At 69.3% G+C, this 20,711-nt stretch carries 21 protein-coding genes and 2 pseudogenes; 13 read left to right on the top strand and 10 right to left on the bottom strand.

The features are described 5' to 3' along the window. Positions 1-41: 41 nt before the first annotated feature. Both EF903_RS08170 and EF903_RS08165 read right to left on the bottom strand, forming a co-directional pair. Complete coding sequence (locus EF903_RS08170) at positions 42-938, bottom strand: 1-aminocyclopropane-1-carboxylate deaminase/D-cysteine desulfhydrase (protein ID WP_399420374.1); 897 nt, start codon at positions 936-938, stop codon at positions 42-44. 186 nt (positions 939-1,124) lie between these two features. Continuing rightward, positions 1,125-1,352, bottom strand: coding sequence for a hypothetical protein (locus tag EF903_RS08165; protein WP_037919698.1), 228 nt, complete (start codon positions 1,350-1,352; stop codon positions 1,125-1,127). 309 nt (positions 1,353-1,661) lie between these two features. Here EF903_RS08165 and EF903_RS08155 point away from each other — a divergent pair, with 309 nt between their 5' ends. Together EF903_RS08155 and EF903_RS08150 are read left to right on the top strand one after the other, a co-directional pair. After that, positions 1,662-2,402 (top strand): DUF5919 domain-containing protein, encoded by a 741-nt coding sequence (locus tag EF903_RS08155; RefSeq protein ID WP_109979505.1) that lies wholly within the window; start codon positions 1,662-1,664, stop codon positions 2,400-2,402. Positions 2,403-2,406: 4 nt separating this feature from the next. Then, positions 2,407-2,877: an NUDIX domain-containing protein gene (locus EF903_RS08150; protein ID WP_125542360.1), complete on the top strand. Its 471-nt coding sequence runs from the start codon at positions 2,407-2,409 to the stop codon at positions 2,875-2,877. Between the two features lie 252 nt (positions 2,878-3,129). On the opposite strand, the gene EF903_RS08145 is transcribed toward EF903_RS08150, so the two are convergent. Next, the gene (locus tag EF903_RS08145) at positions 3,130-3,705 is read right to left on the bottom strand and encodes a hypothetical protein (protein ID WP_125542358.1); all 576 of its coding nucleotides are present in this window, start codon (positions 3,703-3,705) and stop codon (positions 3,130-3,132) included. 141 nt (positions 3,706-3,846) lie between these two features. Further along, the gene (locus EF903_RS08140) at positions 3,847-4,425 is read right to left on the bottom strand and encodes a recombinase family protein (protein WP_109979508.1); all 579 of its coding nucleotides are present in this window, start codon (positions 4,423-4,425) and stop codon (positions 3,847-3,849) included. A gap of 521 nt (positions 4,426-4,946) precedes the next feature. On the opposite strand from EF903_RS08140, the gene EF903_RS08135 reads away from it, so the two are divergent. From EF903_RS08135 to EF903_RS08125, 4 genes and pseudogenes are all read left to right on the top strand, one after another. Beyond that, the gene (locus EF903_RS08135; protein ID WP_125542356.1) at positions 4,947-5,891 is read left to right on the top strand and encodes a hypothetical protein; all 945 of its coding nucleotides are present in this window, start codon (positions 4,947-4,949) and stop codon (positions 5,889-5,891) included. Between the two features lie 152 nt (positions 5,892-6,043). Then, entirely contained in the window at positions 6,044-6,370 is a 327-nt protein-coding gene (locus tag EF903_RS08130; protein ID WP_125542354.1) for a hypothetical protein, read from the top strand. A 3-nt stretch (positions 6,371-6,373) separates the two neighbouring features. Continuing rightward, positions 6,374-6,679: pseudogene (locus EF903_RS36060) on the top strand (ATP-binding protein); the annotation flags it as partial. A 189-nt stretch (positions 6,680-6,868) separates the two neighbouring features. Then, on the top strand, positions 6,869-8,401 hold the full coding sequence (locus EF903_RS08125) for a hypothetical protein (protein ID WP_260614949.1): 1,533 nt from the start codon (positions 6,869-6,871) through the stop codon (positions 8,399-8,401). 348 nt (positions 8,402-8,749) lie between these two features. On the opposite strand, the gene EF903_RS08120 is transcribed toward EF903_RS08125, so the two are convergent. The 5 genes and pseudogenes from EF903_RS08120 to EF903_RS08100 form a co-directional block, all read right to left on the bottom strand. Continuing rightward, the gene (locus EF903_RS08120) at positions 8,750-10,327 is read right to left on the bottom strand and encodes a recombinase family protein (protein WP_125542350.1); all 1,578 of its coding nucleotides are present in this window, start codon (positions 10,325-10,327) and stop codon (positions 8,750-8,752) included. A gap of 76 nt (positions 10,328-10,403) precedes the next feature. After that, positions 10,404-10,568, bottom strand: a pseudogene (locus EF903_RS08115) (1-aminocyclopropane-1-carboxylate deaminase); the annotation flags it as partial. A gap of 70 nt (positions 10,569-10,638) precedes the next feature. Beyond that, entirely contained in the window at positions 10,639-11,229 is a 591-nt protein-coding gene (locus tag EF903_RS08110; RefSeq protein WP_125542348.1) for an N-acetylmuramoyl-L-alanine amidase, read from the bottom strand. Between the two features lie 169 nt (positions 11,230-11,398). Further along, entirely contained in the window at positions 11,399-12,595 is a 1,197-nt protein-coding gene (locus tag EF903_RS08105; RefSeq protein WP_125542346.1) for a globin domain-containing protein, read from the bottom strand. A 116-nt stretch (positions 12,596-12,711) separates the two neighbouring features. Further along, positions 12,712-13,191, bottom strand: a complete 480-nt coding sequence (locus EF903_RS08100) for an Rrf2 family transcriptional regulator (RefSeq protein WP_125542344.1) — start codon at positions 13,189-13,191, stop codon at positions 12,712-12,714. A gap of 186 nt (positions 13,192-13,377) precedes the next feature. Here EF903_RS08100 and EF903_RS08095 point away from each other — a divergent pair, with 186 nt between their 5' ends. From EF903_RS08095 to EF903_RS08080, 4 genes are all read left to right on the top strand, one after another. Beyond that, positions 13,378-14,784: a family 2B encapsulin nanocompartment shell protein gene (locus tag EF903_RS08095; RefSeq protein WP_125542343.1), complete on the top strand. Its 1,407-nt coding sequence runs from the start codon at positions 13,378-13,380 to the stop codon at positions 14,782-14,784. A 36-nt stretch (positions 14,785-14,820) separates the two neighbouring features. Beyond that, positions 14,821-15,876 (top strand): family 2 encapsulin nanocompartment cargo protein polyprenyl transferase, encoded by a 1,056-nt coding sequence (locus tag EF903_RS08090; protein WP_125542341.1) that lies wholly within the window; start codon positions 14,821-14,823, stop codon positions 15,874-15,876. Between the two features lie 118 nt (positions 15,877-15,994). Further along, on the top strand, positions 15,995-16,615 hold the full coding sequence (locus EF903_RS08085) for a GNAT family N-acetyltransferase (protein WP_125542340.1): 621 nt from the start codon (positions 15,995-15,997) through the stop codon (positions 16,613-16,615). A 110-nt stretch (positions 16,616-16,725) separates the two neighbouring features. Beyond that, entirely contained in the window at positions 16,726-16,953 is a 228-nt protein-coding gene (locus tag EF903_RS08080) for a hypothetical protein (RefSeq protein WP_125542338.1), read from the top strand. 124 nt (positions 16,954-17,077) lie between these two features. On the opposite strand, the gene snpA is transcribed toward EF903_RS08080, so the two are convergent. Continuing rightward, positions 17,078-17,743 carry a snapalysin gene (snpA, locus tag EF903_RS08075; RefSeq protein WP_125542337.1) on the bottom strand — a complete coding sequence of 222 codons (666 nt, stop codon included), beginning with the start codon at positions 17,741-17,743 and terminating at the stop codon, positions 17,078-17,080. 208 nt (positions 17,744-17,951) lie between these two features. Here snpA and EF903_RS08070 point away from each other — a divergent pair, with 208 nt between their 5' ends. The 3 genes from EF903_RS08070 to EF903_RS08060 all read left to right on the top strand — a co-directional run. Next, a complete protein-coding gene (locus EF903_RS08070; protein WP_125542335.1) occupies positions 17,952-18,887 on the top strand; it encodes a LysR family transcriptional regulator in 936 nt (311 codons plus the stop codon). A gap of 248 nt (positions 18,888-19,135) precedes the next feature. After that, the gene (locus tag EF903_RS08065) at positions 19,136-20,038 is read left to right on the top strand and encodes a DUF4097 family beta strand repeat-containing protein (RefSeq protein ID WP_125542334.1); all 903 of its coding nucleotides are present in this window, start codon (positions 19,136-19,138) and stop codon (positions 20,036-20,038) included. Between the two features lies 1 nt (position 20,039). Beyond that, positions 20,040-20,711, top strand: a 672-nt coding sequence (locus EF903_RS08060) for a PadR family transcriptional regulator (protein WP_260614948.1), incomplete at its 3' end; no start/stop codon positions are given.

The following is a 20,711-nucleotide window of genomic DNA, read 5'->3' as shown; positions in this document are numbered from 1 at the left end:
GCCCCGGCGGCGGCGCGGCGGGCGCCGCCCGTCCCCCGCGCTCAGGGCCGGCCGGTGACGACGGCCGTGACGGCGCCGCCCCGCGGGAACGCACCGCGCTCCGCCAGCTCGGCCAGCGCCCACAGCAGCTTCGCCACGTAGATCCGCTCGACGGGGACGCCGTGCCGCTCCTCGAAGCCGGCGGCGAACGCCTCCAGGGCGGCGGGCACGCGCGCGTAGCCGCCGTGGTCGAAGCCCTCGGCGAGGCTCCAGTCCCCGGCGGGGCCGCCGAAGGCCTGCCGCTGGAGGGAGCGTATCTCCCCGCCGAGGAACCCGCCGGCCAGCACCGGCACCCCGAGGGCGCGCTGCCCCGGGGCCAGCCCGGCCGCCAGCCCGGCCAGGGTCCCGCCCGTCCCGCAGGCGACGGCGACGATGTCGGACACGCCCCGCAGCTCCCGGCCCAGTGCGGCGCAGCCTCCGAGGGCCAGGGCGTTGCTGCCGCCCTCCGGCACGGCGTACGCGGAGGCCGCCCCGGCGTCCTCCAGCAGCCGGGCGAGCACCGCGGGCTCGGCCTTGCGCCGGTAGTCGGCCCGCGGGACGAAGTGCAGCCGCATCCCGTCCGCCGCGCAGCGGGCGAGGGAGTCGTTGAGGGGCCGCGCGGCGAGCTCGTCGCCGCGGACGACGCCGACGGTGCCGAGCCCCAGCAGCCGCCCGGCGGCGGCGGTGGCGCGCAGGTGGTTGGAGTAGGCCCCGCCGAAGGTCACCAGCTCCCGGTGCCCGCCCGCCACGGCGGCCCGCAGATTCGGCGCGAGCTTGCGCCACTTGTTCCCGGGAGGGTACAGGTCCACTGGTCCAAGTAGGTCCGTGTCCCACGGGATGGTGGTGTGGATCAGGTCGTCCCGCTTCAGCAGCAGGCGGACGCCGTGCCGCTCGAACCGCTCGTCATGGATCTCCTGCAATGGGGACGGCGGGCGCGGCTGCAAGAGCACGTCAAGGTTCGCGGGGCGGTTCACCCGTCCATTGTGGGCCGCGCCCGTCCTCGCCGTCCCACGTCAGAGCCCCGCCCACACGGTTCGGGTCGTGTGAGCGGGGCCGAAGCCGGCGCGCTGGACTGCCTTGCTCGCCGTCGCCCAGCGGGCCGGGGTCTACGCGTCGCGGCTGACCCGGGCGTGATCGGTGAACACGCGCCGGAACAGGTCGTGCCCGGTCCGCCCGGCGTGCCGGAGCGCCCAGTCCTGCGGTCCTTCCTGTTCGTCGTGCGCGCCCGACTCGGCTCCGCAGCCTTCGGCGACGCAGAACGCCTCGTAGGTCACCCCGCCCTCTGGGGCGTGCCGGATGGTGTGGGGGACGTAGCGCAGCACGGCGCGGGTCATCGGCTCACCTTCGTGTGGGGGTGCTGACGGATCTCGACGTTGCAGTCCACGACCCCTGACAGGTCCCGAAGCCGGTAGCACTCCGCGCGCTGAACGACCAGGGCCGCACACACGTCGCACGTCGGGTCCGTCGGATCGGGATCGGGCACCGGAAACGGATCACGCTGTTCGACCTGCTGCCACAGTCCCCGCACCATTCCGGATCCCTTCGTATCTCGCTGGTACCGAGATCGTCGCCGTGGTGATCAGGACGGGGGAACCTCGTACGTTTCCCACTTCGGGACGTCCCACGACCTGTAGAACGTCCCTATGCAGAACGAGCGGTTAAGGGCCCTTATGGCATCCGGCGGCTGGACCCATGCGTCGCTGGCGAGCGCCACGGGCGTTGATCCGAAGAGCGTCGAACGCTGGGTCAACCTGGGACGCACCCCACGAAGGGCAACGGCGCTGTTGGCTGCCGAGACACTAGGCGAGGACGTCCACGCACTATGGCCGGCGCTGAGACAGGCCCGTGCCGCGCGGGCCGTCAGTCCCGAACTGGTGGCGCTGTACGACCAGCGAGCGGACCTTCCCGTTTCCGTGTTCGTGGACCTGCTGACGTCCGCTCGCGAGCGGATCGACGTGCTGGTCTATGCGGCGGTGTTCCTGCACGAGGCGTATCCCCGAATGAACGAACTCCTTCGGGAACGTGCGGCCGACGGCTGTACGGTCCGGATCGCCATCGGTGACGCGGACAGCGAGAACGTCCGGCAGCGTGGACAGGAAGAGAGATTCGGGCACGGAATCGAATCCCGCTGCCGTCTCGCCCTCATGCACTACCGACCCTTGGCCGACGTTCCCGGCATCGAGCTTCGAACGCACGACACGACCCTCTACAACAGCCTGTACCGGGCGGACGACGAAGCCTTGATCAATGCCCATGTCTGGGGTGTGAATGCGTACGGTGCGCCCGTGTGGCACCTTCGCCGCCACGAAGCTGGGGGCATGTTCGACACCTACGCCGAGAGCTTCGAAGCGGTGTGGGAGACAGCTCGTCCCGTGGAGGAGTGACCCGATGGCCCGGACCGAGTACTACGACGATCCCCACGCGCCTGCGCCGAACAGCATGGTCGTGGCGGCCTCCGCCGTCGTCACGGACGACCAGGGGCGCATCCTGCTGCAACGGCGCCGCGACAACGACCTCTGGGCCCTCCCCGGCGGCGGGATGGACCTCACGGACTCCCTCCCCGGAACGGCCGTCCGAGAGGTCAAGGAGGAGACGGGCCTCGACGTGGAAATCACGGGACTGGTCGGCACCTACACGGACCCGAAGCACATCATCGAGTACAGCGACGGCGAGGTCCGCCGCCAGTTCAACGTCTGCTTCACGGCCCGCATCACCGGGGGCACGCTGGCGATCTCGGACGAGAGCACGGAACTCCGCTTCGTGGAGCCGGCCGAGTTGGGGGCCTTGCCCATGCACCACACCCAACGGCTCCGTATCCAGCACTTCTTGGAACATCGGCAGACGCCCTACCTCGGCTGAGCGCAGCTCTGGCGGCTGCCACCAGAGCGTATGCGGGCCTTCGCGTGGCCATTCTCGGGGCTCAAGGGGGACGTTGCTGCTGGCCAGACGGCAGGCAGGCCCCGAAAAATGGACGCACACCCAGCGCGCGCATCTCGTGCTGGGGCCGGGATCGCTAGCGAGCAGTTCTGCTCAACTTTCAATGCGCCCCATCCCCAGATAGGCGCACAACGCTGCTTCACGTCACCGATCGAGGAGAGACGGCCGGATGAATCAGCATTCGTCTGGTGAAACCCAGGCGCCCTGAGTTGCGGGGGCGGGTATGCCGGTCTTCTCCTGTGCCCATCGGCACGCAGCCTCAACTTTGGCCATCACGGTGCTGGCGTAGGCAGCAGTGAGGAGGTCAACCTCACCGCCCGGCTGAGTGGAGCCTCGAGCTGCGATCGCTTTGCGCAGGGACTCTCGGGACCTCTCATCACCATGAAGGAGGAAGTTGCGCCAGGCATCCAGCTCGTTGAAGAAGTTCCTGTGCTCCTTCTCAAGCCCGAACTGGGACTCGCGACCAAGCTTGGCAGCAGCGTTACGCAGGCCGGCCCATCGATCTATCCACGTACCGGTCGCCGTGACACCGGCTTGAAGGAAGACCCAGTTCACGTAGCCCTCGGCAGCTCCCTGAGCCAACACCACCGTGGCTATCACAGCGTCCCTTTCACGCTGCCTGCGCTCGGTGCCCGAGGGGCCGACGGCTTGCTTCTGTTCCGCCTCCTTAGCGAAGCGTTGAGCGGCAAGGGCACGCGCCTTGGCTTGCCGAAAGAGCACCTGACTTCCGTTGTATCCGTGCGTCGCCATGAGTGGCATCATCGCGGCGGCTCGCACCCAGCAACAGCCCCAAGGAGCACACGGGCTCTTGGTCGGGCTGTTGGGTATATGTTCCCTGCCAGGACGGCAAAGGGTCATCCACCACATCAGGCGGACGGCTCACAGAGACGGCTACTCATCGCCGCCCAGGGCCCGGTACAGCGTGGCGCGGGACACTCCAATGCCCTTGGCGATGGCCGTGACACTCTCACCCTTGGCACGCCGGGCCTTGGCCGCCGCGAGCCTGTCCGCGTCCATGACGGCCGGGCGTCCGCCGGTACGACCCTGAGCGCGGGCAGCGTCCAGCCCGGCGCGGGTGCGTTCCTTGATCAAGCTCCGCTCGAACTCCGCCATGGCGCCCACCACCTGGAGCATGAGCCGCCCGTCGGGGGTGTTCGGGTCGATGCTCGCCAGCGCCCCCGTCAGCACTTTGAAGCCGATCCCACGGGCAGCGAGCGAGTCCACCAGTGTCACGAGATCGATCAGCGACCGCGCGAACCGGTCCAACTTCCACACGCACAGGGTGTCGCCGGGGCGCAGGTAGTCGAGGGCCGCTGTCAGCTCAGGCCGGTTCGTGTTCTTGCCGCTCGCCTTGTCCGTGAAGATCCGGGCACAGTTGGCGTCAGTCAGCGCGTCGTGCTGCAATTGCGCTTCTTGTTCGTCGGTGGAGACTCGCGCGTATCCGATCAACTGTCCTGCGGTCGTCGTCATGCAACGAGCGTCGCATAACTCGTCTCAAAACATCAAGAGTGTTCATGAGGTTCTGAGACGCGTTTTGGAACATGGGTCGGGCTCCTGCGGGGCGCTATGGCAGGCGTCTCACAAACCATCATTTATGAGACTGCCCCGCCCCTGTCCTGGGCCGGCTCCAAGGCTGCTTGTTGTGCCGGCGAGCAGTGCACCTCGAGGAACGGAACGGCAGCCGGACCGGGACGCCCGCCTCTACTTTGAAGCTAAGCGCCTGCGGGACTGCTTGCCGCACGCCCGCTGCGTCATGGTCCTGTAAGAGCTATCGGGTGGCGCCCTCGGCAGTGCAACGCGAATCTCGCTCCGGTGAAGCGCTTCGGGGGCTAGGCAGGATGAAGTGCCGCCACTTTGTTCCTACGCCACCCTCGACCATTGGCTTGAAGATGACTCAAGGTTGTGGAAGACCGTTCGTGGGCAAAGATCTTCCCTATCATGCTGGGTGTCGAGGTGGCGTGGCAGGCGGCCTCTGACCAGGGGTTGGAACCGTGTCCGCAGCCACCGGGGGGATCTCGTTGGTAGCTACTCATCAGTACTCCGGTGACGAGTGGGAGCAGTACTGCCTGCTGCTCGCACGGCGACACTATGGCGCAGACCAGGTGCAAGAAGTTCCCGCACGGCATGGTGGCGACCTCGGCATTGAAGCCTTCACCTTCTGCGGTCGCGCCTTCCAGTGCTATGCGCCTGTGGAGCCACTATCTACAAGCGAACGATACGACAAGCAGCGCGACAAGCTTTCAACCGACCTTCGCAAGTTGGAGACGAAGCAGAAAGAATTGGGGAGCCTGCTCGGCAGCGTTCGGATCAAGCAGTACATCTTCCTCGTGCCGATCTTTGACTCCGCCAAGCTGGTGCAGCACGCCTCGACGAAGGCGGAAGAGATGCGCGCGCTAAATCTTCCGCACCTTGGTCAGGACTTCACTATTACTGTGGCCTCGGACTCCATGTTTGCGCGCGAGAGGTCGGAAGTGCTTGAGCGGCCGACTGCTTTGGTTGACATGGTGCAAACTTCCCTAGAAGACGTTGACGTCTGGATTTCTGGGAACTCCGAGCTGACGAGCAAGGCTCTTGAGAAGCTGTCGCGGATCCAGTTGTCTGCCAGTCAGCGTGAAAGCTACCTCGAGCAGCTTGTAAATCAGTTTCTGGACTCAGAGAACGCCCTTCTGCGCTTGCGTGAAAAATACCCAGACCAGTGGGAGGCGGTGATGGATGCTCGGAAGCGAAAAGAGCGTAAATTGGTTCTCGAGTATCCTCCGGGCAGCACGAACACAGCGATGGACGTAAATGGCATCGTGAGGTCCCTCAAAGAAGATCTATCTCGGCAGGTGCCGGCTCTAGATGACCCCTTCGTGGATGCGATGTCCTGGGGCTCTATCGCTGATTGGCTTATGAGATGCCCGCTAGATTTTGAACCCAGCGAGGGTGCGCAATGACGTCAGCGGATCTCAGGGCGGCGTTTTCGGGCATTTCGAACGCTGTAGTCTTCACTCGCAGGCCGGATCCGGTCCCTGGGGATCTCAGGACTGCATGGAGAATATCCGCTATCGTCTTGGTTCTTCGCAGGTGTCGGGCAAACACTGCCAACGTGGAACAGATTCACGTTCTCGTTTGGGCTCTTCGTTCTGAACATGGCAGGCGCATCGTCTCCGAGTGGTTTAATCACCAGCGAAAGCCGCATGGGCTGATTATCCGCCACGATCCTTCCACGACGCGAAGCATCAACCTTGCAGTGGCAGCAGGCTTGGCCAAGAGAAACTCTAATGCCTCTATCTCTTTGACGGAGAAGGGTGAGCGCATGGCCGGTCTGCTTATGTCTAGAAACGATGTGTTGCGGATGGAGAAGGATTTTCTTGCCACGCTGCCGGCGCGCATTACGCAAAAGTCCGTGAACGATTTGCTTGACTGGAGCTAGCGGATGCTTACTCTGAGGAAACTCGTTCTGCGCGTGCAGACCCCGGGTCCCATGTGTGGGACCGAGCTGAACTTTAGCCCGGGCCTAAATATCCTCCGGGCGGACAACTCGAGCGGCAAGTCTACATGCCTTCAGTCCATCATCTATGCGCTCGGCCTTGAGGGGATGCTCAGCTCTAGTCGCAATATCCCCTTGCCGCATGCCATGACGGATTCTGTCGAAGTGTCCGGCCGCGAATATCGTGTTGTCGAATCTGACGTCGCCCTTGAGATTGAGAACTCAACAGGGTCGGTAATTACTGTACGGAGGGCGGTTCGAAGCTCTCGCTTCAATAGTTCGCTAGTGAGGGTGCAGGAGGGGCCCGCTCTGACTGATCCTTACGGCGACTACCCCTCGCAGGACTACTTTGTACGGCGCTCAGGTGCTGCACAGCGGGAGGCTGGATTCCACCACAAGCTGGCGCGTTTCCTGGGCTGGGAACTCCCCCGAGTTACGAAGATGGACGGCAGTGAAAGCCTGCTCTACCTGGAATGCTTGTTCCCTTATTTCTTCGTAGAGCAGAAGCATGGCTGGTCAGGAGTTCAGGCTCGAATCCCTACCTACCTGGGGATTCAAGACGTCTCGAAGCGCTCAGCAGAATTTATCCTATCCCTTGAAGTGATGGACGCCGTCCTCGAGCGACAGCGGCTTGAATCTGTCAATGCGATTCTGGAATCTGACTGGAAGGCGCTCGAGCGGCAAATTACCGAGCTTGGCAGGCGATCCGGGGTTCTGGTGCAAGGTGTCCCCAAGAAGCCGACCGCTGATTGGCGCAGGGCGGATCAAGTTGAGGTCCAGGTTGCGTCCGGCGGGGGCTGGATCTCGCTTTCCCAAGAAATTGATCAAATGGCCAGCCGGCTCGAAGGTCAGCTCAGGAGGCGAGCTGTTCATTCGGTCGGGGAGGCGGCGCCTCAGATCGAAGCGGCTCTCGCCGAGAATCAAGACAATGGGATGCGCCTGGCCGTCGTTCTCTCTGAAGCTGTGGACGATCTCGAGCAGGCGAAACGTCGGGAAACCTCTGTCGGCTTGCGTGTTGAGGCTCTGGAAGAAGACTTGAGGAAGCACAAGGATGCGTCCTTGCTGCGAAACTTGGGCTCTGGGACCGATTTCGAATCCCTCTACGAGAACTGTCCGACGTGTGGGCAGCTCCTGCCGGACGGGTTCGAAATCACAGATTATCCGTTGACGATCGAGGACAATATTTCGCTGTTGGAGCGGGAGCTCTCGACTTTCCGATCTATGACGGCCGACGCGCGACGTGCAGTTGAGCGAGGGCAGGTCCGTGTTAGCCGACTGCGAGATGAGATGGCTTCGATTCGCTCGTCTATTAGGGCGCAGAAAGATGCCCTCGTTAGCCCTAATTCCCTTCCTGACGCCGCCGCGCTTTCCGAACACATCCAACTTCAAGGTCGAATCGATGCTCTGCGGGCCGTCCGTGATGAAATCGAAGCGGCTCTAGATGAGCTGGATAGAATCTTCTCTATCTGGCGGCAGACGAAAGAGCAGCTTTCGCGGCTGCGAAATCATGAACTGAACCAAACTGATGCCGCCAAGGTTGCGGCACTTCGGACTTCTCTTGTCTCTCAGCTCCACAGCTACGGGTTCCGCTCGATGGACCCCTCGGCTGTCGATATCTCTGACAAGACGTATCGTCCCATTCATGAAGGATTTGATCTCGGCTTCGATCTATCCGCCAGTGACATGGTGCGAGTCATCTGGTCCTACCTGTTTGCCCTCATGGAAGTTTCGAGGGAGCGCGGAGGCAATCATCCACAGTTGCTTGTCTTCGACGAGCCTCGTCAGCAGGAGGCTGCTCGAATTAGTTTTCAGCAGCTTTTGAGGAGGGCTGCGCAGAATGGGTCTGCGGGAAGTCAGATCCTCTTCGCGACCAGCGAGGAGGAGCACGGTTTGCGAGAAATGCTGCGAGGACTTCCGCACTCCATGACGTCGGTGCCTCGTGGCGAGAAATTGATCAAACCGATCGCTGGTTGACGGTAGCTCGGGAGATCTCCTCCGGGGCACTCGAGGGTCGGATTGATCCGACGAAGAAGCGGTTGGAGGTGTGCGGACCATGCCTGGTTGTCAGCACCAGCGCTGTGGGATGGGACGCCACAGCCGCGCGGTTGAGGTGACGAAGTGACGAAGTGACGGTTAGTTCTAATCCATGCATGGCGACGATAAAAATCTCTATGTAAGAGGTAACCCGGCGCTGAGTGTCATTCCGTCACTTCGTCACTTCAGGCGTTGCCGTGCGCGGGCCCTCAGGAGCCGCAGGAGGCGCCACCAGCCCGCCAGGGCAGTCTTTCCTGCGAGGGGTCGTACGCGGCGCGCAGGAGGGCGTCAGCGCCCCTGGGGCACGGCTCCCACGGGTTGAGGGTCCTCGCCTACCCAGTGGAACCTGAAGCGGGTGAGCACTGGGTCCTTGCAGCCCTGGCCCCGGGACGGGAGGAGCGCCACGGAGTGGAGGACTACGCGCAGCAGCATGCGGGCACGTTCCTGGTCTGCTGCCATCCATGCTTGGTGCAGCATCTCGCCGTCTCGCAGGATCGTGATGTCGATGGTGCGCGTCAGTTCGGCCAGTTCCGCTTCCAGCGAGTCCAGCTGAGTGGTGATCGCGTCTCGTAGCTGGTCGTAGCGCTGCTGCCCCTTCGGGCCCTTGAAGCGGCCCTGCACGAAGTGCGCTTCGTCCAGGCTGTCCAGGCGGGCTTGGGCGTCGTCCACGGCGAGCGTGAGTTCCGTGCGGCGGACGTCTTTCTCCGGGTCCTCCACGGCCAACCAGCGGATGGCGAGGTCCACCAGGAGGCCGTCGTCGTCCGGCAGCGTGGAGACGCGCGAAATGAACGCGTGGGTCATGGCGTCGTCGGCAGCGTTGACCAGGACGGACATGCCCTGGCAGGTGCTCTTGCCCAGGTTGATCCGCCTGTAGCAGCGGTACGACGGGCCGCCCTTGACCATGTTGCCGCCGCAGCGCCCGCACTTGAGGAGCCCTGACAGAAGCGACTGTGCCGCCGGCTTCCCTCGGCGTCCGTTCGCCATGGACTCGGACGTGCGCAGCCTCAGGGCGGCCTGGATGCGTGCTCGCTCGCCGGACGTGATGACTCCTTCGCCCACGCTGACGGGCTGCCCGTCCTCGCCCAGCATTGGTTCCTGCGTCGCGCGCCACCGTTCCCGGCCCTGGTCGTCCGTGTACCGGTCGTGGGTGGGCACCAGCCCGGCCCACGCGGGGGAGTGGGCGAGCTGCGTAATTGTGGAGGAGCGCCACTTGCCGCCCCGCCGGGTCGTGAGACCGTCGGCGTTCAGCTTCTCCGCTATCGCGCTGGCGGACTCGGCGCCCAGCAGGAGATCAGCGATGCGGCGGGCCGTGGCGTATTCCTTGGGGTGGTGCTCCGTGGTCGTCCGGCCCTTCCGGACCCGCAGCCCGTAGGGCGGCTGACCGCCTGGCCACGCACCTTGGCGCTTCTTCTCCGCCTTGGTAGTCCGAGTACGGACGCTCGTGTTGTACGACTCAGCCCGTGCCTGTTCGGCCAGCCACGCGAACAGCCCACGGTGCTGCGGTACGGAGCTGTCCAGGCCGTCCATGTGCGCGACCAGCCGGGCGTTACGGCTTTCGAACGTGTCGAGTACGTCGCCCACCTGCCGCATGCCACGACGGCTCAGACGGTCCAGCTTCCACACCAGGAGGTGGCGGACCTCGCCGGCGACCACGGCGGCAATGGCCTTGTCGAACTTCTCGCGCGTGACGCCGGCCTTGAAGGCCGACGCCTCGTCTGTCCAGACCTCCCGGACGGTCAGTCCTTCGCGCTGTGCCCGGTCCCTGAGATCGCGTTCGTGCGCCTTCAAGGTGTCCTTGTTGTCCTGCAAGGTGCTGCGGCGCAGGTAGAGGTCACACAACTTGGCCGGGTCGGTCGCTATGCCCATGAGAGCCACCCTAGGTTGGGGTGATCACGGGCCAAACCGATTATTTCTGCTGGTCAGGCCCGCAAACACCAGTGGGTTTACTCTCGGGCAGTTCGGGATGGACGAGGTCGTCCCGCTTGAGCAGCAGCCGCACCCCGCACCGCTCGAACCGCGGCTCCCGCACCTCCACGACGGGAGACGGCGGCCGCTCCCGCAGCAGCACATCGGAATCGAGGAACCGGCTCACCCCGCCATTGTGCAGCCCTCCCGCGCCACCGACGCCCGGCGGGCGGCCCGCAGGCCCCGCCGGGGGCCGCCCCGGTGCGGGTCGGTCAGTTCAGGTGGGCGGCCACGCGGGTGCGGAAGGAGCTCATCGTGAAGCCGCGGGGGTCCGGTTTGCCCGGTTGCCATTCCAGGTGGCCGATCACCGAGCGCTCCGTCCAGCCGTGGACGCGGCAGACCGCTGCCGCCGCGCGGGCCATCGCGTCGAGCTGGACGGTCGGCCAGGGGTCCCGGCCGTCGCCGAGGTTCTCGCACTCGAAGCCGTAGAAGTGGCGGTTGCCGTCGGTGTCGCGCTCGTTGTCCGGGGGCAGCCGCCGCTCGGCGATGACCGCCGCGAGGACGTCCCGGTCGCCCGAGCCGGCGTGGTTGGCGCGGCCGTAGCCGACGAGGTGGACGCGGCCGTCCTTGGTGATCACGCCGTGGCAGAGCGGCCCGGGCAGGGCCTCGTGGCCGTCGCGGCACAGCTGCACGGTGTACGCCGTGCCGCGCGTGACGGTGTGGTGGATCATCACCCCGTGCACGGGGCCCCACGGGCCCTTGTGGTTGCGGTTGTGGGTGCGCCAGGCTCCGACCTCGACGACGGTCAGGCCTTCGCTGCGCAGTGCGTCGATGAACCGGTCCGCGGACATGGGTGCGGCCATGGACCGCCTCCTTTGCGGTGCATTGCGGTCACCTTGCGTGGCGACCCCGTTGCATACGGTGTAGGGGAGGGGGTCCTTGCGTGGCTAGGGCATTCGTACGGCGTGCGAGCCGATTCGGACAGGGCGGCCCCGTCCCGGGCGGCCCGCACGCCCCACCTGTCGCGTTCCGTTACGCCGAGGCCAGCCACATGTCGGGGCCGAAGACCTCGTAGTGGATGTCCGCGGCGGGCACGCCCTTGGCCAGGAGCTGCTCCCGTACGGCCCGCATGAAGGGCAGCGGCCCGCACAGGTAGGCGGTCGTGCCGGGGGCGACCTCGACGTCCGCCAGGTCCATGCGGCCCTCGCGGTCGCCGGGTTCGGCGTCGGCCTCGTACCAGAAGCGGGCCGTGGCGTCGGTCAGCTTCAGGGCGAGGGCGCGGTGGTCGGAGCGCAGCGCGTGGTCGGCGGGGGAGCGGTCGGCGTGCAGGACGGTGACGGGGGCCGTGCGGCCGCTCTCCGCGAGGTGCTCCAGCATCGACAGCATCGGGGTGCAGCCGATCCCGGCCGACGCGAGCAGTACGGGCGCGTCGGAGTCCTGCAGGACGAGGTCGCCGTACGGGGGCGAGACGCGCAGGACGTCGCCGACGGTGACCCGGTCGTGGAGGTGGTTGGAGACCTCGCCGTCGGGGCCGGCGGCGGACGCACCGCGGATCCGCTTGACGGTGATGGCGCGGGTCGGGGAGCCGGGGGCGCCGGTCAGGCTGTACTGGCGGATCTGGCGGGCGCCGTCGGGGAGTTCGACCTGCACGGAGACGTACTGGCCGGGCTTGGCGGCGGGGACCGGCGAGCCGTCCGCGGGGGCGAGGTGGAAGGTGGTGCAGTCCGCGGTCTCCTCCACGCGGGCGGTGACCTCCCAGGGGCGCCAGACGTCGCCGGCGGTGACCTGCTGCTCGGCGTAGAGCCGCTCCTCGACGGCGCAGAGGGCGTTCGCCATCAGCCAGTACACCTCGTCCCAGGCCGCGGCGACCTCCGGGGTGACGGCGTCGCCGAGGATCTCGGCGATCGCCTCGAAGAGGTGCTTGTGGACGATCGGGTACTGCTCGCGGGTGACGCCGAGCGAGGCGTGCTTGTGCGCGATGCGGCTCAGCATCGCGTCCGGGCGGGTGCCCGGGTGGGCGAGGAGGTGGCTCGCGAAAGCGGCTATGGAGCCGGCGAGGGCCTGCTTCTGGACGCCCGCGGCCTGGTTGCCGCGGTTGAACAGGTCGCGCAGCAGCTCGGGGTGGGCCGCGAAGAGCTTCGTGTAGAAGAGCTCCGCGATGTCGCCGACGGCCGCTCCCACGGCGGGCAGGGTGGCGCGGACGGTCTCGGCCGACTTCTCGGACAGCATCGGTACTCCTCGCGTTCGTGCGGTGGTGCGCAGGGTCGGGGTGCGGGTAATGGGTATTTCGGATGCAAGTTTTACGGCGTGCGCCGCCGGTGCGAAGCGGCCGTCCGGCCCGGGGGTCAGGGACCTTCGGCCCGACCGCCCGGCGGCCCGTCGCCCGGCGGTCCGCCGCGGCCCGAGATGCCGAGCAGCAGCGGACCGGTCGGCGCCGCGACCATCTCCTCCACCGTCAGCGGGTCCAGGGCGGCGAAGAACGCCTCCTGCGCCCGGCGCAGGGCGCCCCGCAGGACGCACGCGCCGCGCAGCGGGCAGGGGTTCTCGCCGTCGCAGTCCACGACGTCGCCGGCGCCCTCCAGCTCGCGGACCACGCCGCCCACCGAGGCGGCCCGCCCGGTCGCGGTCAGCGCCAGGCCGCCGCCGCGCCCGCGGCGCGCCTCGACGAGGCCGAGCCGCCGCAGCCGTGCGACGACCTTGGCGGTGTGGGTGTACGGGACCTCCATCGCCGCCGCGACGTCGCGCGTGGTGGGCAGGTCCCCCTCGGCGACGGCCAGGCGCATCAGGACGCGCAGGGCCAGGTCCGTGAATCGGGTCAGGCGCATGCCCGCACCCTAGAAAAACTGGCATCCGACATGCAAATTTCACATGTCCCGCAGGCCCCCGGGGCGAACCCGAGAGAGTGCCCACCACTCCGACGGAGTAGTCCCACCCTTTTGTGTAATGGTCCCACCACCGTGCGTGCTGAAAGGCTTCTGCCGCAGATCCGTGGAGTGATCGAAAGGAAGCACATGTCGGTGCAGGCGGGTTCCGGAACCGAGGCCGCGACTCCCCAGCGGAGTCTTGCCCCATCGGCCGCGCGGAACTTGGCAACCACGACCAAGTCCGTGCCGCAGATGCAGGAGATCACCTCCCGGTGGCTCCTGAAGATGCTCCCCTGGGTGTCCGTGCAGGGCGGCACCTACCGGGTCAACCGCCGCCTGAGCTACTCGGTGGGCGACGGGCGCGTGGAGTTCGTCAAGACCGGGTCCCGGGTCGAGGTCATCCCCGCCGAACTCGGCGAGCTCCCGCTGCTGCGCACGTACGAGGACGAGGACGTCCTGGCCGAACTCGCCCAGCGGTGCCGGCAGGTCGACTTCGAGGCCGGGCAGGAGCTGACCTCCTTCGGCAGCGCCGCCGACCGGGTCTTCCTGCTCGCCCACGGCCGCGTCGAGCAGGTCGGCCCCGGCCCGTACGGCGAGGACGCGGTCCTGCGGACCGTCGCCGACGGCGCCTACTTCGGCGACGACTGCCTCGTCGACGACGACGCGATCTGGGAGTACACCGCCCGCGCCGTCACCGCCGGCACCGCGCTCGTCCTGTCCGCCCAGGACTTCCGGATGCTCGCCGACCGCGCCGACTCGCTCCGCGCGCACGTGGACGCCGTACGCTCCGCCCCCGGCCGGCCCGCCAACGACTACGGCGAGGCCGCCATCGACCTCTCCGCCGGCCACCGCGGCGAGCCCACCCTGCCCGGCACGTTCGTCGACTACGAGGCCAGCCCCCGCGAGTACGAGCTCTCCCTCGCCCAGACGGTCCTGCGGGTGCACACCCGCGTCGCCGACCTCTACAACCATCCGATGAACCAGACCGAGCAGCAGCTGCGGCTCACGGTCGAGGCGCTGCGCGAGCGCCAGGAGCACGAGATGGTCAACAACCCGGAGTTCGGGCTGCTCCACAACGCCGAGTACGACCAGCGCATCCAGCCGTACGGCGGCGCGCCCACCCCCGACGACATGGACCGGCTGCTCAGCATGCGGCGCGGCTCCCGGCTGTTCCTCGCCCACCCCGAGGCCATCGCCGCCTTCGGCCGCGAGTGCAACCGGCGCGGCCTGTACCCGGACACGGTCGACGTCGAGGGGACCCGCGTGATGACCTGGCGCGGCGTGCCGATCTTCCCCTGCAACAAGATCCCGATCAGCGACGCCCGCACCACGTCCATCCTGTGCATGCGCACCGGCGAGGAGGAGTCCGGCGTCATCGGCCTGCACCAGCCGGGCATCCCGGACGAGATCGAGCCGAGCACGTCCGTGCGGTTCATGGGCATCAGCGAGCAGGCGATCATCTCGTACCTGGTCACGGCGTACTTCTCGGCGGCGGTGCTCGTGCCGGACGCGCTCGGCGTCCTGGAGAACGTCGAGATCGCCCGCCGCGCCTGAGCGGCGTGGCGGCGAGTACCGGGGAGGGGGACACCCATGGGCGCCACTGAGGCGGTCGCGGCCGGCGAGGGGCAGGAGGCCGCGGCCCTGCTGGAGAGGGCGAGGGGAGCGGTCGACCCGCTGCTGCGCCGCGCGGTCGGGAGCCTGCCCGGCTCGATGCGGCGCGTGGCGATGTACCACTTCGGCTGGGAGGCCGCGGACGGCACCGCGGCGGCGGGCGGCGCGGGCAAGGCCGTCCGGCCGGCCCTGGTGCTCGCCGCGGCGCGCGCGCTCGCCGGGCCGGACGGCGCGGCCGCGGCCGACGCGGCGGTCCGCGCGGCGGTCGCCGTCGAGCTGGCCCACAACTTCACGCTGCTGCACGACGACGTCATCGACCGGGACGCCACGCGCCGCGGCCGGCCGACGGCGTGGACGGTGTTCGGGACCGCGGACGCGATCATCACCGGCGACGCGATGATGGCGCTCGCCCTCCAGCTGCTCGCGGAAGACCCGCACCCCGCCTCGGCGGCGGCCTCCGCCCGCCTCGCGGCCTGCATCGTCGAGCTGTGCGCCGGGCAGCAGGCCGACTGCGCCTTCGAGCGGCGGCCGCAGGTCCCGCTGGAGGAGTGCCTGGTCATGGCGACGGCGAAGACCGGTGCCCTGCTCGGCTGCTCCTGCGCGCTCGGCGCCCTGTACGCGGGCGCCGGGGAGGACGAGGTCGACGCGATGGACGCCTTCGGCCGCGAGGCCGGCCTGGCCTTCCAGCTGATCGACGACCTGATCGGCATCTGGGGCGACCCCGGGCACACCGGCAAGCCCGCCGGCGCCGACCTCCTCGCCCGCAAGAAGTCCCTTCCCGTCGTGGCAGCCCTGACCTCGGGCACCGCGGCGGGCGAGGAGCTCGCCGCCCTGTACGCGGGCCCGATGGAGGGGGACGACGTACGCCGCGCCGCCGACGCGGTGGAGCGGGCCGGCGGGCGGGACTGGGCGCAGGCCCATGCCGCCGACCGGATGGGCCGGGCCGTCCAGCAGCTGTCCCGGGCCGTTCCCGACCTGGGGGCGGCGGGCGGGCTGCTGGCGCTGGCGGAATTCGTCACGCGCCGTACCCGCTGAGCGCCTGAGTGCAAGCCCTGTTCCGGCACCGCATGGTGCCGGAACAGGGCTTTCCGGCGTGTGGGCCCAACTCTAGTATCGCTTGCGTTTGTTGAGACGCGGCTGAAGGGTGTGCCCAGTGGTTCTGGAGATACGGCAGGCGGACGGGACGGACCGCGACGCGGTGGCGCGGCTGCTCGACGAGGCCTTCCGCGACGACCCGGTGAGCTGCTGGGTCTTCCCCGAGGCCGCGCACCGGGCCGCCGTACACGGGAAGTTCCTCGGCGTCTTCGTGGACGTCGCCCTCGCCGAGGGGCGGATCGACTACGCGGCCGACGGGTCCGCCGCCGCCCTGTGGCTGCGCATCCCGGCGGGCACCCCCGGGGAGGGCGGCCCGGAGGACGACGTACCGGCCCTGATGCGCGCCGTTGCCGACCCGGACAACGAGCGGTGCGAGCTGGTCGGCCGGCTGACCGGTGCCGTGCACCCGACGTCCGAGGAGCACGAGTACCTGCTGATGATCGCGGTGGCCCCGGGCCGGCAGGGCGAGGGCCTGGGGACGGCCCTGATGCGGCCGGTGCTGGAGCGGTGCGACCGGGAGGGCCTGCCCGCGTACCTGGAGGCGAGCAGCGAGCGCAGCCGGCGGCTGTACGAGCGGCTCGGCTGGGAGTTCACGGGTGAGGCGGTGCGCCTGCCGGACGGGCCGCTGATGTGGCCGATGTGGCGGAAGCCCCAGCCGGCCGCCGAGCCGGAGGCCTGACCGGGCGGGCACGGCAGGGAGGCCGCCCGCGCGCCCGGAGCCGCCGCCTCCGGGCGGGTGCGCGGGCCCCGTGACCGGCCGAACGGCCGGAACCGGCCTACCGTGGAGGTATGGCCGCCGAACACCGACACTCCCACCGGCGCCCCCCGCCGGCGCCCCCGGTGGTCGCGCCGCAGTCCGAGCACGAGCAGCACCCCTGCCCGGCCTGCGGGCGCCCCGTCGACACGGTCCTGCGGCGCCGCAAGGCGCTGGGGGTCTTCGTCCCCGAATGGATCCCGGGCCCCTGCCGCAACCCGGACTGCGCGGAGTACGCCGCCGAGGAGGGCCGGGTGCCCTGACCCCGGCCGGCCGGCCGCACCCGCGGTCCGCGGCGCGGCGCGCACCCCGGAGCGCGCGAGGGCCCCGCCCCCGGAGGATTCCGGGGGCGGGGCCGTGTTCACCGCGCCCTGTGCGGGAGGACGCTCAGCCCTTGGCGTCCAGGCCCGAGGCCGCGAAGCCGTTGGCCCACAGCTGGTTCACCCGGGTCCGCTCGGCGCTGTTCGGGGTGGCGTTGGTGCAGGACGTGCCCGGGCCGCCGCCCGACATCAGCTCGGAGCAGGGGCCCGAGTAGTGGTCCGGCAGGCCCAGCACGTGGCCCGTCTCGTGCGAGGTCACGCGCGTGGAGTTGTACTGCTGGTTCTGCCGGTAGTCGAGGAAGATGTAGCCGCGGCCGTGCCCGTCCGTGCTCGCGTACGAGCCGCGCGGGTCGTTGCCCTCGCGGTAGGAGAAGCTGCCTCCGGTGGAGACCTCCTGGAGGCGGACGTTCGTCACCGAGCTGTTCCAGATCTGGGTGGAGCGGGCGATCTGGGTGCGGAAGCTCGGCGCGTTGCGGGTGTTGTACGTGACCGTGACCACGGCGGCGCCGGGGTTCGCGGCCCGCTGCTCGGCGACCGAGCGCTGCACGGCCTCGAAGAAGGCCTTGGTGGCGGCCTGGTTCTCCTGCGAGCGCTCGTACGCGGCGTACGTCTGGGCGTTCCCGGCGGGTACGGGGGCGGCGCCGGCGTTGGGGACGACGCCGAGCGCGGTGGCGAGACCGAGGCCGGCGGCGGCTGCCAGCAGGGTCTTGCGGGATATGCGGGAGTGGCGCATGTGGGGTGCTCCTACTCGAAATCCGGTGGGGGGGTGGGTCGTTCGGTACCGGAGTCTGCGGGAGCATGCGGGGCCCGCGGATGATGTCAGCCCCCGATAACGCCGTCCTATCGGAAGGTTTCGGCGGGTCGACTTCCGTGAGAATGGCGGGATTCGATGGGGTATCAGTGGCTGGTGAAGTGCGCCGTGGCCGACCTACTCTCGGTCCATGGAGCTCGAGGTGAGGCACCTGCGCGCGCTCTGCGCCATCGCCGACGCCGGCAGCCTGCACAAGGCCGCCCGGCAGCTCGGCGTGAGCCAGCCCTCCCTGACCACCCAGCTGCGCCGCATAGAACGGGCCCTGGACGGCGAGCTGTTCCTGCGCGAGCGCACCGGCTGCCGGCCCACCCCCTTCGGGCGCAGCGTCCTCGGCCGCGCCCGCCCCCTGCTCGACGGGATGGCCGCCCTCGTCGCCGAGGCCCGCGCGATGGCGAGCGGCCCCCGGCTGCGCCTCGGCTCCACCGCCAGCCGGGCCCTGGCGGGATGGCTGCGCCGGCTGCACCGCCGGTGGCCCGACACCGAGACCTCCCTCTTCGTCGACGTCTCGCCCAACGCCCTGCTGCGGATGGTGGCTTCGGGCCAGCTGGACGTCGCGTTCGTGCACGAGGTGGAGGGCAGTCCGCTGCGGGTCCCCCCGGGGCTGGAGTTACGGGTCCTCGTGGAGCGGGAGCCGCAGTTCGTCTCGATGTCCCCGGACCATCCCGCGGCCCGCCGCAGCGTGGTCGACCTGCGGGACCTGGCCGCCGACCGGTGGACCGTCGACCCCTCCGTCGACGGCGAATGGGACGGCCTGCGCCGCGTGTTCGCCGCCGCCGGACTCGACCCGCCCGTGCTGCACGCCGACTACCACACCGCCTCCTCGCTGATCGTCTCCGGCGAGGCCGTCGCCCCCTGCCAGCCCACCTCCGGGCCCCGCGGCGACATGGCCATCCGCCCGCTGGCCGGCGACCCCCTCGCCGTGCGCCTGCTGCTGGCGACGCGGCCCGGCGAACACCCCGAGGCCTTCGAGGACCTCCGCGCCGCCTATCTGGAGGCCGCCCGCACCTCGCCCGCGTACCGGGCCTGGCTGCGCCGCCACGCGAGCCCGCTGCTCGCCGCCTCGTAACCGCGGCCGCCGCCCCTTCCGCCGGCCCGCCGCCCGGCCGCCTCCCGGACGGGACCGCCCTTCCCTGCGCCGGCCCCTTACCCCGCGCCCGCTCTTTCCCGCGCCCGCTCCTTCCCGGCCCCCGCCACCCGGGCGCCGCGGCCTGCCCGCGCGGCCCGCCCTTGACTTCGGCAACCCGCGATATATCGTGTTGGAAGGAAGACGCGATATGTTGCGTGCCGTCGTATGCGCCGAGGAGGGCCAGCACCATGGCAGAGCAGAAGACGTGGTCGGTGGGGGAGCCGCAGAGGATCGCCTTCGACGCCCCGGTGGCCGAGCTGCGGGTCCGCATCGCCGGCGGAACGGTCAACGTCGTCGCCGACGAGGGCCCCGCCCGCCTCGAGGTCGCCGCGGTCGACGGTCCGCCCCTGTACGTCGTCCAGGAGGGCGGCACCCTCACGGTCTCCTACGAGGACCTGCCCTGGAACGGGGCCCAGGGCCTGCGCGAGTGGTTCGAGAGCAAGCCGTGGAAGGCCTGGTCCGGCCCGGCCGAGGGCCGCAAGGCCTGGGAGCGCAGCGCCACCGCCACCCTCACCGTCCCGGCCGGCACCCGCGTCCGCGTCGCCGCGCTCGGCGCCGTCGCCGTCGTCTCCGGCATCGCCGGAGACGTGGACGCCAACACGGTCTCCGGCGACCTGACGCTGGTCCGGCTCTCCGGCGCGGTCAAGGCGCACACCGTCTCCGGCAGCGTGGAGGCCCAGTCCGTCACCGGCGAGCTCGGCTTCCGCACCGTCTCCGGCGGCCTCACCGTCGTCGACGGCGCCGCAGGGCGCGTACGGGCCGACTCGGTCAGCGGCGACATGCTGATCGACCTGGACCCTGCCGGCAGCATCGACGTCGCGCTGAACTCCGTCTCCGGGCAGGTCGCGGTCCGCCTGCCGCACCCCGCGGACGCCCGCGTCGAGGCCAACACCGCCACCGGAGGCATCTCCAACGGCTTCGAGGAGCTCCACGTATCCGGCCAGATGGGCGCCAAGCGCATCACCGGCAAGCTGGGGGCGGGCAGCGGCAGCCTGCGCGCCACCACCGTCTCCGGCTCCATCGCCCTGCTGCGCCGCCCGGCCGGGGACGCGCCGGCCGCCCCCCTCGCGCTCGACAAGAAGGTGCTCTGACATGCCGCCCGTCTTCGCCCACGGCCGACTCCGCCTCTACCTGCTCAAGCTGCTGGACGAGGCGCCGCGCCACGGCTACGAGGTGATCCGCCTGCTGGAGGAGCGCTTCCAGGGCCTGTACGCGCCCTCGGCGGGCACGGTCTACCCGCGCCTGGCCAAGCTGGAGGCCGAGGGCCTCGTCACGCACGCCACCGAGGGCGGGCGGAAGGTGTACTCCATCACCGACGCGGGCCGCGCCGAACTGGCCGGCCGGGGAGGCGAGCTCGCCGACCTGGAGCTGGAGATCCGCGAGTCGGTCTCCGAGCTGGCCGCGGAGATCCGCGACGACGTGCGCGGCGCGGCCGGCGCGCTGCGCCGGGAGATGCTGGCCGAGGCCTCCGCGACGCAGACCCGCGTCGAGGACGAGTCCTGGAAGGCCGCGAAGGAGGAGATGCGCCGGGCCCGCCAGGAGTGGAAGGAGCAGGCCCGCCGCGCCAAGGACGAGAGCCGCCGCGCCCGCGAGGAGGCGCAGCAGGCGCGCCGCCAGGCCAAGGAGGCGCAGGAGCGGGCCCGGGAGGAGGTCTCCCGGCTCGCGGCCCAGCTCCAGGAGCAGTTCGCGAAGTCGGGCGGGATGCTGGGCAGCCTGGCCGGCAGCTGGCTCGGCGGCGGGTCCGCCGGGGCCGGCGGCTGGGGC

Origin of the sequence: Streptomyces sp. WAC05292, assembly GCF_003949955.1 — a bacterium.
GTDB classification, from domain to species: domain Bacteria; phylum Actinomycetota; class Actinomycetes; order Streptomycetales; family Streptomycetaceae; genus Streptomyces; species Streptomyces globosus.
This window is presented reverse-complemented; position numbering and strand designations above follow the sequence as displayed.